Origin of the sequence: Psychrobacillus sp. FSL H8-0487 (assembly GCF_038008385.1) — a bacterium.
GTDB classification, from domain to species: Bacteria; Bacillota; Bacilli; order Bacillales_A; family Planococcaceae; genus Psychrobacillus; species Psychrobacillus psychrotolerans.
Genome location: NZ_JBBOZA010000002.1, coordinates 24,572 through 38,181 on the forward strand (window position 1 = coordinate 24,572; position 13,610 = coordinate 38,181).

Below are 13,610 nucleotides of genomic sequence, written 5' to 3' on the forward strand. Positions count from 1 at the left end.
CTAATTCGCTTGTCGTACCCCAGTACATTTAGGAAAACTGCTGCATCCATAGAATACTCCCCGTTTACTATTACGTAAGATCATAGAGCTTCCACAATCAGGGCATGTCTTTTTTTCTTTAACTGGAATATCATTTTTAACTTCTAACGGATCAGGTTTAATTTTCTGTTGTTCTAGCAAGCTCATTCGTTCGATAAGTTCGGTTCTATTTACTAATTTAACGTTACTTTCCTGTGCTAGTTGTTTAGCTGCTTTGGTATATTCACTGTTACTAACAACCCACGCTTCTTCTGCTTTATAAAAGTTCAATGCTCCAATAACTTCTTGAACTGCTTTGATCCCAACATTGTTGCGGTATCGTTTGGCTTGAACTACTATTTTTTTACCATCTTTTTTCAAAATTACATCTGCTCCGAAGTCTCCGCTATCCGAAGTACGAACGGCTGAATAACCTTCTGATTTGAAAAGCTCCACTAGATAATGCTCGAACTGGAATCCATCCATAATATCAATCTCTGAAATACCGGAACGACGAATTTTATCAAGTTCTTTCGATCTTTGTACAGATTGATAAGTTACGCTCATTAGAAAAGTTAGAACACCAACACCAAACGCATAAAATAAATCCTTAGTAAGCAATAGGGTAACGATAAAGAAGAACATAACTAACAAATTTGTTACCTGCCCTTTATTTTTCTGTTTCTTTTTCGACCTAGCCATTTGTGTTTTCCTCCTTCCATTCAAGAGCTCTAAACCCGCTCATATCTGTTCTTCTTTTCTCTTCATGAGCATTGTATATTCCGTTTCTAATTGTTCTATGGTCATTTTTTCATAAAATATCTCAGGATATCCACTTAACCAGCAACATAGTGCAATTAATTCCGATTGATTAACTTTATCGGCCAATTGAATATCCCTCTTTTGAATTAAGTGCCCTTTCAACTTCCAATCGTATTAAATCAATTTTTTTACTATGCTCCATACCGTCTAGTGAACAAAGATATTGAATTGATTCAGTTAACAGACGAAACTTATTTTGAATTTTCACCATTTCTTCTGCATATTCAGAAACTGTTCTTCTAGCTAAATCTGTATCCATTTCTGCAAAATAGATCTTACTTTTTAATGAAGTACTTTCTTCATTTATTCTTTTTATTTCATTAGCTAATTCTTCGTATGAACTTGCTTCTATTGAACTCACCATTTGCTTCACTTCTCTCCTTTAGGATATAAGTTATTGATTTTGCTAATAACATCTTCAAATGCTGTAACTCTTCCATTCAATTGCTGAATCTGTATTGCTGCTTCTACTGGATTCTGTTCTACCCACTTTAACAATGATTGAAAGTCGCTGATTTTATGTATCAATGTTAAACACCCTTTCATTTACCGTACTTCCTACCATCATAGCAAGAATGACTTTTTCAGAAGTGACAAAAAAACTGAATTAATATAGGGGTTCGTTAACTTAGTAACCTGATTCCGTTGAATCTAACGAGCGTTTATATTCTTCTACTTGTTGCTTCGTCCAGACAGGAGTTGCCGCTAAAATGGCAATGGGCTGAGGTAAAGGATTCTTAACCTTCATTCCTTTGAGCTGCCGACTAAATTTAGTGCTTAATTTAGCTGGTTTCCATCCCACGATAGTTGCAAATTCTTTTAAACCACATAATTCTTTTTTATTGGTCATATTACATCTCCCCTACTTATCACGATTTTCGTTTTGAACTATGGTCAAATCTTTTATTTCCCCTTTTTCATCTACTCGAAAGGATTTATTAACACCAACTTCATGCAATGCTTTTCTCAAAACTTTATTGGATGGTCCTCCTGCTGAAAATCTTTCTACCAAAAGGAACAGGTATAAAACTCCTGCTCCGAATAATAAAAGTAATAATATAATTATTAACACTTCATAGTTAGTTAACTCACTCAGCTTTATTAATAATAAGGTCATAAAGTCGAACATTCTTATTCTTCCCCTTCTTCTTCTACGAAATATGTTCTATACTCGCTACTATCTTTAATAAAATCACATAGATACTCCATGACTTCAATAGTATGTTCAGCGTGTGTATCGTTCGGATTAGCTTCTGCTAGTATTTCATATGTTTCAGTCAATTCTTTAGGTATTTCAATGCCCTCATTTCTGGCTGTGTAGTAAAGGGCTTTAAAGATTATATCGGATTGTATTAGTTGTAATTTTGTAAAAGTCATTTGTATTCAGTTCCTTTCATTTCTTATTATTCGGTATTGCCTAATCTCTCGATGGATGGGGCTGAAACTATGAATTTAAAAGACCTATTCTTTTGTTTTTAAATGTTTCTTCTCACATTCCAAGCAAAGATCTAATTCGTAATCTATTATGTTTACATCAAGTTCATCAAAATCTCCACCACATACTGAACAAGTGATTATTAATTCATCTTGAATTTGCTCTATAAATTCCAAATATTTCACTCCTTTCTTTTTAAAAAAACAGGTGTGATTGCTAATTAATCACACCTGTTAGGTTTTATTCCAACTCAGCTTTATCATCTTTTAAAAGCAATTCTAATTGGTCCTCTGGAACAGAAAAGTATCGGCGTGTATTGACAATATGAAGCTTTGCTTTTCCTCTCGTCATTTTACCAACAACAACCTCGTGGATTCCGTCTTTATTTTTTAAGTAACCACTATAACCTTCCGTCCAAAAATTCATTTTTTTGTATGATTCATCTCTTTTACTACGAGCTTCTTCAAAAGTAGCTTTGGATTCTTTAAAATATTGTGGTCTAGTAGATAATGAACGATGATTAATAAGCGTTACATGAATAGTCTTAGTATTAACACCTGTCACAATCCCTAAAGTACCATCATCTTCTCTTTCTACTATTTGACCTGCATATACGTTTTCAAATGTTAGAGAGCCTACGTCTGTAATAGAATAAGTAATTTGTGGGAAAACCCCTTTTGCAAGTTGTTCTGCCATTGCTTTCTTAGCATTCTCTATAAGCTCATTATCATTTTTGCCATCTACTACAAAACTTGCAGACGCAAGTGTTAGGGTTACTGTCCTCATTGTTTCTGTTTGTGAAGTTGTCATATTTATCCTGGCTCCATTCTAATTTTTATTGTTTTTTTATGTTTGATATTAGAATTACATTTACTTTTTTGAAACATTTAATCTCCCCTTCACAGATAACTTTATATACTAATTATAAGTTTTACAGATAACTTTGTACACACTTTTCAAGGTTTTCTTTGCTACAAATCCTAACGACCGTTTAAATAAAAAGGCTATGTTAAAGGTAAAGGTTGATTTAAAAGCACATAAAAAATGAGCTGGGCTATGTTGTTCTCCCTGCTCATTTTATTTTGATGTCTATTTTACTAAAGCACCCGTTAGTATTTCACTTATTCCTTTACATGCGATAACGCACTTGTTATATTTATATCAATAAGTGCGATAACGCATATAGGAGGAAATTAAATGGTTGAAAAAATGATAATAGGTGAAAAGTTATTTACCAAAAAGCAAGAACTTCTTAACGAATTAACTGATGTTGTTAACCATTTTGTAGACGAAGCTTTTGAAATTTTAGATTTTGATAAAGAGAAATATGATTACCTTAAAAATCGTCAAGAAGAAATCAAAAAAGAAATCCGAGAAATTAACGAACAGTATGAAACAATTGACTCAGTTATGGGTGTTGAAGAAGCTTCCGAGTCTTGGATTCTTTCCGCCGGTTATATTAAAAACCTTTGTGCAGATGGAAAAGTTAAAGCTAAAAAAATCGGCAAGACGTGGATAATTGACCGTCATCAACCTCACCCATCTAGGTCCTCTGAATGAGGGCTTTTTACTTCACCCATTTCACAAACTATACCACCTTATGAAAATAAACCCTTGCCTTTAACACAGCCAATAAAAAAACCTCCCTAAATTTTTCAGGAAGGATTCTTGTACTTATTATTTTAGTAAATCTTCAATAAATTGAATTACATCATGCCAAAAGGAAAACATTAAAAAGAAACCAACTATAAATGATATTACTATAGATATAATTACTGGATACTTTTGAACGAATGTTTCTTTTTTTGTTTCTTTATTGAGATTAGTTTGTTCTCCAATTACAGAATTACTAATCTTATTTTTATTGCCGATACTTATTTTCATTTGCCTAACCCGAATAGTTTACCAATTTTCGAGCCACTTATTTTATTTCCATTCCCTATTTCAACATCGGTTGAATCACCGTATACAATATTTTGTAAGTTGTAAATCACCTGTTGTGTTTTTTGGGGATTTTCATCAATTTGTGAAGTAATATCTAAAGCATCAATGTTTTCAAATGTTTTTTCTAACATCATGATTATATCTACCAATTTTGCTTTTACGCTTGAAACAATTCCATCTAATTGATTTGAAGAAAAGTTAATTGACATATTTAGAATCTGTAAATTTACTGTAGATATCCTATAACAGTAATCCGTCGATATAGACATTTTTAAATTATTACGATCTTCGGAACTTAATATATTTTGAATTACGTTTAAACCATCAGTATATTTCATGGTTATTAATTTATCTATAGCCTCGTCATTTAAGGTTCCCGTGCTACCAAGTGGTACTCGTGCATCAGTGTAATGATAATTATTATTGACTATATAGGTTCCTCTAGGAGAACCCTTTAATATTCTATAGCTAGGTACTGTTTCTTCTTTATATCCTTCTAGCTCTCCACTTAACCATTCAGTAATTTTTTTATCTTCTAAATCTGATAATATTACCTTTAATCGAAGTAAGATATTCTCTAAGCTTGTTGAACCCGAGACTAAATCAGTTAATAATTTACTTCTCGCCATTTTACATCCCCCTTTGCAAACTTCCTAATTGGTATTTCTTTCTATGTTCCATACACTAACTATATCTGTTCTGCATTGAAAATACACACCATTATGTTATAATGAGAGTAGAAATTGAGTATATTAAAAAAGACTGCTTGGTGCGACTAACACCAAAACAGTCTTGTAATAAAATAGTATCGCTCCAAAGGCGATCAGCAATTAGGTATAGTAAACCACCCACTACTTTCTAGGTCGGGGGCGGTTTACTTTTTTTGTGAAAAAGTATATGACAGTGCAAGAATTGATACGATTAATGTAGCAAACGATATCATGATTACTAGCACTTGAAAAATGGTCATAGCAACATCTCCTTCCCCCTCCCACAAAAACTCATGGAAAGTATATCGGAATGAAATGCCAACCGCCCTTGAAACCCTATTCTATTACTTTAATTATATCACACACACGTTCTATCTTCCTTTGAATCTATATACTAATAAGCTTAATTCCAACTGTCGTTTAAAATGGCAGGCTTGATTTCACGCCAGGCCATATACAATATTACGAACCCAACTACTAAACTACCAAATTGAATTAACGTAAGAATAAGATCCATTTTCTTCACCTAGTTTTCAATCAATCTAATTAGATATTTTCTATAGTTTTCGGATCATCTAACTTCTGCAGAAGGTAATCTCTGATAAATTTATCTCGTTCTACTAAATCCTCTTCTCTTTTCTTAAAGAAAATTCCTGTTAGCTTAGTTCTTTTTTCTTCAGGCAACTTAGACCACTCTGCAATAGCTTCTTCTTCGAGCTTCAATCTTAAACGAGTAGCTGCTATCATTTGATCTGTTCGTTCAGCCCTCACTTGTTGTTCATTCTTTGGTGCAGGTAACATTGTTTTAATCGAATCCTCTAATTTCTGTTGACTTTCTCGACGAATTTGTTCTATTTGTTCAGTTATATCTTGCAGATTAATAGATGGTTTTAAACCTTCCTCTGTTTGCTTAAATAACCCACTGTTTATAACGGTTTCCATCATTGCATTTAATGTATTTAATTGTTCGTGTACATCTACATCGGCAGATGCTACTATTTCTCTTTCAGCTGACACTTTTTCATTCCTTCTAACCACATAACCTTGTCCATCTATACCTAACAATTTCTTAATACCACCAATTCTATAACGATCCTTTAAAATAATAATCATGTGTAGTTTAAGAATTGCAGTGAAACCAAGTCTAATTGCTGTAGGTGTTGAAGGATCATCATCTTCCCCTTCAAAGATGTACTCATGAAATGGCTTTATGTAATATCTAATTTGGCCATCATTGATTCCGAACCATTCTGCAACCTGAATAGTAGAGTAATGTTGTTTTTCTACTATTTCTGAAAAATACTGAGCACTATAAAGGATCTCTTCTTCTGGACTGTCTTTTAGCACTTCGTATAATTTGTCATTAGGTAATAATCTTTGAACTATATCTTTATTCTCCTCCTGCTTATTCAAATAAAAGCACCTTCTTTTCTTTGGATTGGGCTGAACACATTACTTACCTTAATAAAATATCGCATTTCCTCGGAACTTCAATGCAACTTCACTTCTCTATAATAAAAATATACCACAAAACACTAATAAACGTTCGTTCAAAAGAGCTTTAATCAAATAACTGTTAAATTAATCTATTCTTTTTAAACTCCTTTCCATTCCATTCAACTCCATTTCAATTCAATTCTAATTCCACTCCATCCCATTTACTCTACACTCAAATTCAATTCACTCTCCGTTTAAATCCGTTCCCATTCCATTCCACTTATTTTCTATTCCACTTAATCTCTATTCCATTCTATTTCATTTATATTCAACTCCATTCCATTTCATTTCTCTCTCATTTACCAAAAATCCTTCCGAAAATCTATTTATGTAAAGAAAATCTAAAAAAATAACAAGAAAAAGGGGATTAAGAGAATTTTTTCTCTTAATCCCAATTTAATTTATCTGATTCTAGCAAGAACTCCATCTAACAATAAATCCTGGTATCCCACAGCATAATAATCCTCTTTATATTCAATCTTCGTACGGACAAAATGACCATCTTCTGAATCCCAAATTTCGATAGGGGAGCCACTAGTAAAATAATAATCTGTCCCTTCAATTTCATATCGTCCGTCAGGACGTTTTACGAGGGTTCCAGTAGCTTTCACTGGTTTTTGGTGATACTGCATCACATTAAGTGCTTTAGACAAATGATAAGCGATTTCTAAGTATTCTTTGCTTAGTAATTGAACTTCGGGATCATTGGTTTCTGAATCAAATTCTTCTATATTAACTATTTTCTCTATATCAATTTGGATTCTATTAAAAATAGTTTTTGCTTCATATAATTTCATAGAGTTAGCTCCTTATGATAAGAAATTTAGTCCTTAAAAGATAAATCTAAGTCTTTTAATAAATCGTCTACAGATTCCTCAGTTAATTCTTCTGTTTCTTGATTTTCAGCATCTTCTTCAATTAAGAAGTCTGCTAGACCAAGAGCATCGAAGTCTAGGTTTAAATCATCTGTATCCTCATTTTTTATTCCTTTGATTTGAGTTTTATCAAACTGTACATTTTTTGTACGTTCTTGATACTCAAAATATTCTTCAGCTAATCCTTTTTCAAGGCGTTCAGGTAATCCATCCACTTTATAAAACGTATATGTTGTAACATTAAAATCATTTTTATGTTGAGCATAGCCATAGAATACCGTTCCATTTACTACATATTCTTCACGTATATGAGCCAATGTATCATCAATAAACGAACCATTACCATAATCTCTTTTCGTATCAATAACTGTAAGAATACCAGCATGGTGAATCTTCTTAACGAATTTTTGGTCCTCTTCAACTTTAACAAGTTCTATAGGTGTGTGAAGATTAGATTCTTTAAATGTTGATTTAAACAGGTTTGTTATATCATCTGCACCCTTAATTTTATCTATTGGTGCTTCTTTCTTAGAAAGGACCAAACATCCTTTGTGTTCTAACCAAGCACGTTTCAAATCTTGAACATCCATTTCAATCGTTGCACCACCTTGAGTAATGGCCGTATTAATTTCATGGATATTTTCAGCAATTTGAAGGTTAGCGTAATCTCGGTAATTATCATTTTGTTTTTGCTGAGTAGTAGATAGCTTTTTAAATTCCTCATAGAAGAACTGATTGTCGGGAAACATTACAAAAGCAATTCCTTTGGATGGATCGTTTGCCATTTTCCATATCTCTTGTGCAAAATCATTTACCTGCCTTAAAACATCAGGACCATCATTTCTAGTTGGGAGGGCTGCTACTACACCTATCTTAATAAATTTTGATTCTGCTTTTTTAAAAGCTCGTTTCAAGAAGCCTTTTTGGTCAGCTTTAAATGCTGCTGTTCCTTCATCTTCAATCAGTTTACGCAATTCTTTTTCAATCAAAGGTTTATTTTGGTAATCATAAAATTCAGCTATAGACTTAACAATAGTAGAGGTTCCAGTCCCACCACCCAATCCAGCAAAGAATAACACTAACTCATCTTGTGGACGAACTTTATCCCGAATGAAACTTTTTAGTCTTGCTTTAACTTCCTGATTTTCTTCTAATATCTCCATAGCTTTTTCAGGATTCTTGCCAAGACCTCCTAATTCTAAGGAAACACGATTATCATTTGGTATATTCTTCAATCCTCTTAAATCACCATCATTTGAGTTTAATGCCAAACAGTTGTAGCTTTGAATTCCATCACCATACTGATACCCAGCAAATACATCTACCATTCGAGAACCTGCTTGTCCAAATCCTACAAGCGTCATATTTATCGCCGGCTTATTATTGATAAACGATTTCCCCATTTAAATTCCTCACTTCGTGTTAATTTTTATTTTCTACACTTAATACCTTTAGAATTTGAACCCCACGTTTCGTAATCATTACTCGTTTATACGGTAATTCATAAGTAAAGTAGATTAACCCCATATACGACAGCCTATCTAATATCTTAGCTGTTGCTTTTCGGTCAATGCTTGTTTCTTTAACATTAAACTTTAACGTTCTTGTTTTAGAATCTCTTTCTCCAACAAGTCGAGGTGCTTCTATTTGTTCAGCCAATTGGCTAACTGTAAAAGCATTATGATTTTGAACACCTATTGCAATCGTTTTTAACACTTTCTTATTTAGATTATCTTGATTCAATAAATCCATATAAAGTGATTGAATTTCTTCAGAAAGCTTTAGGTCCTTATATTTTAAATGTATACTCTCCTGCATGATAAACCTCCAATCCCATTAATTAAGACAAATGTTATAGTAACCTAATTTGGTATCCTAAGGATGTTAATTACATAGTATCAATAAAAATGAAGGAGGTCAATCGTCTTAATGTTAGTGAAAAAACCTTTTATATCAGCATTTATTTATGGTTACCATATGAAGTAACCAAATGTCTATTTTTCTAATTTCATTGCTCTACTACACAAAAAAAAGAGAAGATACTCCATGAAACCGAGTGTTTTCCTCAATTCGATGGAATATTTCTCTAAAATTTTCTGTTTTCTTGAAAAGAAAAAATGACTAATTTGATAATTTTTAGATGTGGTGACTATATTAGGATACCATAAATTAATACGTGATACTAAAAGGTTTTTGAATGAATTTTATCCTAAATATAAATTGACTTTTAGTTTATAGTAACCATAAATAGTAACCTTATTTTAAAAGCTCATTTAAAATTAGGGTTCTGCAATTTTTGTACAGGCAGCTTGTTCGTCCACTCACCAAGAATTTCACGTTCTTCAACTAAGCGTTTAATTTTTTCTTTAACAGGAACAGCGATTAATTTCACATATTCTTTTTGCCTTGCTATGTCTTGAATAAAGGGAGTCATGTGACCTGGATTCCAATACGGAATTATTACAGGCGTACCATCAGCTTTATACATTTCTTTGTAGTAATTTTTGTTAAACCAAATGAGATTCAGTATATTCATGTTTAATGTATTTACCACGTAATGTGTTTCACCATCAATATCTACTAACCAATCAGCAAAAACACTCGCTTTCTTATTTTCCAACTCTGTTTCACCATATAAACGTGCGTTTAAAACGGATTCTATGGATTTCTTATGTTCCTCTGCATGACTATATAGTTTCAGCTGCTCCATACCGTAATCAAGCATCCCATTAGCAGATACTAGCAACATCTCATTAGCTCTTGTAACTGGATCATTGAAGAAATATTCATATACTTGCTCATAGATTTGAGGGCTATAACAGAAAATAACGTAATTTTTAATACTAGGAGTCTCTTTTATCTCATTTACAAGGCGATTAAGCATGCTTTCTTTTAACTTGGCATTAGATAACTCCTCAGACGAAAAGAAGGCGTATACGGCATAAAAACGACCATCTCGCATCTTTAAGCCCCCTCTTACCATTGTATTACGATTCATAGAGTGCATTATCTTCCATTCTCGTGAATCATAGTAGTGAATTCCATAAGGCATTAGAGCTGCATAGAGGTTATTAGTGTGATAAACCATAGACATTTGTTCTCTAGTGGGAATATTTGTGTTCACATCTACCCTCAACGGTACATACTTACCTTTTTCACTCATAACAGAGTACTGTTTTCCTTTTTCTTCTGTTTTTATTTTGATTTCCTTGCCATATTTACGGATCAACTCACGCTCCTCTAAATAATCCATCCCTTTCTCAGTGCAATAATAAACTTTTGCAAGTCTTTTACGACCTTTCATTAGTATTTTTCCTGCTATATAGCCATCTTTTTCTGCTTTTTTTAAATACCGCTTACCATAATCCTCATTTTCGAATATTACCTTGTTTAACTGCTCAATTGATAAGACTCGCATTCTATATATCTCGAATAACACTATTTCCAAAGGATATTTCTTTTCTTTCTCTTTCATTTTTGCACTCCTCTCTGATTGCCCAGGTTTCTTCTGGTCCGACAAAACACTTCCATCGAACCAGTCGAGTGAACTCTCCTTATTCTCCGTCAGCGTTTTTCAGCATATTTGCTTCCAATTGTCTTTCTCGCTCCCAGCAGGAGTCCGACAGTCTTTCTATGCCCATCGCACACTTCCATCGTAACCGTCGAGTAAACTCTCCTAATACTCCGTCAGCGTACTACTATCATTCATTTAATCTCTCATGTACCTTTTCCCCTTATTTCATAGGTGTAAATGTTACATAGAGATTTAGCTAAACATTTCAGTTCGTAGTGATATGTGGCTCCCTCCTAACTTAGGTAACTCACTCTCCACGTACTTTTCTTAGGTTACATTTAATTTTATGGCATAAACTCTTTATTATCAATATATAAATGATTAAAATGACGTCTCTTTGGTCATTTCTATTAAAAACATTATATAATTTACTTAATAAGGTTGTATAATCAATGTTATTGGAAGTTATTTTTATATGTAAAGTGACGTCACTTTAGTTAGTAATATCATAAGTAAGCAAAGTGACGTTACTTTTCATTTATTAATTAGGTTTCCTTTTAATATTTAAAGGTCATTTTAGTTACTAAATAAACAAAAAAAACACCTGATTTGGATTCAGGTGTTAGCTAAATATCATTTATTTTTTTATTAGTTACTCTAAATATTGAAGGAGGGATACCATATTGGTTTTATCACAGACGAATATTTCTGTCTTTGTATTACCATCTAGACTTAAAATCCCCTCTTCCATATATGAAAGTTTTTTCCAATTATCTTCAGACACTGTTTTAGTACTTCTTAAAGCATTAAAGATAAATGAGTGAAACTGATTGTCTAAATCTCTAACTATATTATTTGGGAAATGCTGTTTTATTAAGACAAACACTTTTTCATTATGATAGAAACTTTTGACTTCTGCATTTCCTAATATGGCATATTGCATATCTGCTACATATACCTTTCTTATCATTTCATATAGTTCTATTTTATTTGTTTTTACTTTTGGATAATGCAACAAATTATAATTTAATGTAATTTTTAGCGTTTCAATTTCTTCAATCATCTCGGCTGAAGAAGGTTTAACCATAAGATTAGCTATCTTTTCTTTTTCTTCAATGAATTCCTCTGTAAGTTGTATTTCTGTATTTTCATTATAATGTCTATGTAATTCAAACATTTCTTCGAGTATATTACCTTTGATTATTTCCATTGCATCTAAGCTAGATTTTAAGGTATCTAAGCGTTCTGCTAATTCTTTATAAGAATAGCTATAGGTTGGTTTATGAAAGTTGAGATGGTTTAATTTCATTTTTTCCCCCACTTACTCTTTATTTGCCTTTATTTTTTTACTTCCAGCCAAATAGTCGTTTCTTTCTTCTCTTATTACTTCCTATCTCTATTCCCATATCATGACACAAGTTTTCATATACTAGCGTTAATTCATTTCTTAAAACTGGTTCTGCATCAAATGGTATTTTCATATCAAAATATGCTTTATAGATACTATCTTGATCTAAGGTATTACATTTTATTGCGTTTTCAAATCCAAGTTCTTCTAGATCCTTATTAGCCATTTTAGAACTAATTCGATTTAATAAGAAATGTACACTTACGTCACTTGTATTCTTTTCTTCTAACTTTTGGAAGTAGGTTAGTCTTTCCATATTCGGTATTAAAGCTATTGGCATTGTGTCTGCAACTACAATTACATGGTCAAATATGTTAAGGATATCTAAAAACTCTTTTTCTTCAAATTGCTCTCTAGCTAAGTAACCAAAGTCCATAACTTTCATATTATGTTTTCCAGTGCTCAAATAACGTAGGGTTTGTTCTATAGTAAATCTTGTAATGTCACCACGCGAATAATCTACTGCATATAAAGGAATGTCACTATATTTGTAAACCTGGTCATAAATAACAGGGGACCTTCCTAAAATAGCATGAGGCACACTAATATTAGCATCTTCTTCGTATTGAAAAATATTAAAAACATCTGCAATATAAGTCCTACCATCAGTATATTGTGGTTGTTCATATACCCCAATAGAAAAGTCTTTTTCTTTTAAATAACTAGCAAAATTTAATGTATGGAAAGTTGAACCTGCTCCTTTTGATAAGGATATAAATGCAATAGATTGTTGAGCAATAGTAATGTATTTTTCTACTACCTTCTCTACAATAACCTCTTTTACTGTCTCATTTTTCTCCCTTTTTAATAAACCTTTTTCTTTAATATTTGAACCTCTGACACGTTTTATATTTTCTTTTTTTTCAACACGAGTTTCTTTTATTTCGGTTTTATTAACTATTTCATTTTCTTTATCTTCAAGGATAATTTGATTTTGTTCTTCTTTACTACTAACAAAAAGATCTTTCACATCAGCCAATGTTTTTTCATTATCAATCCAATCAATAATTGAATCAAAAGAAAACTCCTCAGTGAAATATACATCATAGATTGCTAATGCTGCTAAACTTTTTTTGAAATAGGTAATTCGACCAAATTGACTCGGTAGTACGAGTATTAAGCGGATCTCTTGTCTCATTGGATTTAGTCTAATCTCTGTTAATTTATCAATATAGTCTTTAGCTAGTCGCTCAACTGGTATATCACTTTCAGTTGATTCTACAATTAACGCTACATCAGGCTTAGAAGGATCTTCTCCCATAGCCCAATGATGAAAAGTATCTAAAGAATACTCTTTATTAATTACTATATATTTTTCTTTATCTAAAGTACGAAGGAGTACGTCCATGTACTCCTTCGGAAAAACAATGTGTAATTTTTTAGTCAT

General features: G+C 32.3%; 19 protein-coding genes. 1 reads left to right on the forward strand and 18 read right to left on the reverse strand.

All coding sequences use genetic code 11. The features are described 5' to 3' along the window. The 9 genes from MHI47_RS19650 to MHI47_RS19690 form a co-directional block, all read right to left on the reverse strand. Positions 1–720: a restriction endonuclease gene (locus tag MHI47_RS19650; protein ID WP_340832148.1), complete on the reverse strand. Its 720-nt coding sequence runs from the start codon at positions 718–720 to the stop codon at positions 1–3. Positions 721–759: 39 nt separating this feature from the next. Then, positions 760–906 carry a hypothetical protein gene (locus tag MHI47_RS19655; protein WP_340832150.1) on the reverse strand — a complete coding sequence of 49 codons (147 nt, stop codon included), beginning with the start codon at positions 904–906 and terminating at the stop codon, positions 760–762. Then, positions 896–1,204 carry a hypothetical protein gene (locus MHI47_RS19660; protein ID WP_340832151.1) on the reverse strand — a complete coding sequence of 103 codons (309 nt, stop codon included), beginning with the start codon at positions 1,202–1,204 and terminating at the stop codon, positions 896–898. Before MHI47_RS19660 ends, MHI47_RS19655 begins: the two co-directional genes overlap by 11 nt. 5 nt (positions 1,205–1,209) lie before the next feature. After that, on the reverse strand, positions 1,210–1,386 hold the full coding sequence (locus tag MHI47_RS19665; RefSeq protein WP_340832153.1) for a hypothetical protein: 177 nt from the start codon (positions 1,384–1,386) through the stop codon (positions 1,210–1,212). 82 nt (positions 1,387–1,468) lie between these two features. Further along, entirely contained in the window at positions 1,469–1,690 is a 222-nt protein-coding gene (locus tag MHI47_RS19670) for a hypothetical protein (protein ID WP_340832155.1), read from the reverse strand. A gap of 12 nt (positions 1,691–1,702) precedes the next feature. Then, positions 1,703–1,969: a hypothetical protein gene (locus MHI47_RS19675; protein WP_340832156.1), complete on the reverse strand. Its 267-nt coding sequence runs from the start codon at positions 1,967–1,969 to the stop codon at positions 1,703–1,705. 2 nt (positions 1,970–1,971) lie between these two features. Further along, positions 1,972–2,217: a hypothetical protein gene (locus MHI47_RS19680; RefSeq protein WP_340832157.1), complete on the reverse strand. Its 246-nt coding sequence runs from the start codon at positions 2,215–2,217 to the stop codon at positions 1,972–1,974. A gap of 84 nt (positions 2,218–2,301) precedes the next feature. Next, positions 2,302–2,451, reverse strand: a complete 150-nt coding sequence (locus MHI47_RS19685) for a hypothetical protein (protein ID WP_340832158.1) — start codon at positions 2,449–2,451, stop codon at positions 2,302–2,304. A gap of 64 nt (positions 2,452–2,515) precedes the next feature. Further along, complete coding sequence (locus tag MHI47_RS19690; RefSeq protein ID WP_340832160.1) at positions 2,516–3,085, reverse strand: hypothetical protein; 570 nt, start codon at positions 3,083–3,085, stop codon at positions 2,516–2,518. Between the two features lie 387 nt (positions 3,086–3,472). Here MHI47_RS19690 and MHI47_RS19695 point away from each other — a divergent pair, with 387 nt between their 5' ends. Continuing rightward, positions 3,473–3,835: a DNA-binding protein gene (locus MHI47_RS19695; protein WP_340832161.1), complete on the forward strand. Its 363-nt coding sequence runs from the start codon at positions 3,473–3,475 to the stop codon at positions 3,833–3,835. 320 nt (positions 3,836–4,155) lie between these two features. Here the strand turns inward: MHI47_RS19695 and MHI47_RS19700 are convergent, their stop codons facing one another. The 9 genes from MHI47_RS19700 to MHI47_RS19740 all read right to left on the reverse strand — a co-directional run bounded on the left by MHI47_RS19700 (position 4,156) and on the right by MHI47_RS19740 (position 13,610). Next, the gene (locus MHI47_RS19700; protein WP_340832162.1) at positions 4,156–4,848 is read right to left on the reverse strand and encodes an AbiTii domain-containing protein; all 693 of its coding nucleotides are present in this window, start codon (positions 4,846–4,848) and stop codon (positions 4,156–4,158) included. Between the two features lie 245 nt (positions 4,849–5,093). Beyond that, positions 5,094–5,189 (reverse strand): putative holin-like toxin, encoded by a 96-nt coding sequence (locus MHI47_RS19705; RefSeq protein ID WP_340832163.1) that lies wholly within the window; start codon positions 5,187–5,189, stop codon positions 5,094–5,096. Between the two features lie 286 nt (positions 5,190–5,475). Next, entirely contained in the window at positions 5,476–6,342 is an 867-nt protein-coding gene (locus MHI47_RS19710; RefSeq protein WP_340832164.1) for a hypothetical protein, read from the reverse strand. Between the two features lie 485 nt (positions 6,343–6,827). Next, entirely contained in the window at positions 6,828–7,223 is a 396-nt protein-coding gene (locus tag MHI47_RS19715; RefSeq protein WP_340832165.1) for a DUF5348 domain-containing protein, read from the reverse strand. A 26-nt stretch (positions 7,224–7,249) separates the two neighbouring features. After that, positions 7,250–8,704 (reverse strand): cell division protein FtsZ, encoded by a 1,455-nt coding sequence (locus MHI47_RS19720; RefSeq protein WP_340832166.1) that lies wholly within the window; start codon positions 8,702–8,704, stop codon positions 7,250–7,252. A gap of 19 nt (positions 8,705–8,723) precedes the next feature. Further along, positions 8,724–9,119 carry a hypothetical protein gene (locus MHI47_RS19725; protein ID WP_340832167.1) on the reverse strand — a complete coding sequence of 132 codons (396 nt, stop codon included), beginning with the start codon at positions 9,117–9,119 and terminating at the stop codon, positions 8,724–8,726. A 451-nt stretch (positions 9,120–9,570) separates the two neighbouring features. Next, positions 9,571–10,776 (reverse strand): hypothetical protein, encoded by a 1,206-nt coding sequence (locus MHI47_RS19730; RefSeq protein WP_340832168.1) that lies wholly within the window; start codon positions 10,774–10,776, stop codon positions 9,571–9,573. A 691-nt stretch (positions 10,777–11,467) separates the two neighbouring features. After that, positions 11,468–12,124, reverse strand: a complete 657-nt coding sequence (locus MHI47_RS19735; protein WP_340832169.1) for a hypothetical protein — start codon at positions 12,122–12,124, stop codon at positions 11,468–11,470. A gap of 37 nt (positions 12,125–12,161) precedes the next feature. Beyond that, a complete protein-coding gene (locus MHI47_RS19740) occupies positions 12,162–13,610 on the reverse strand; it encodes a hypothetical protein (protein WP_340832170.1) in 1,449 nt (482 codons plus the stop codon).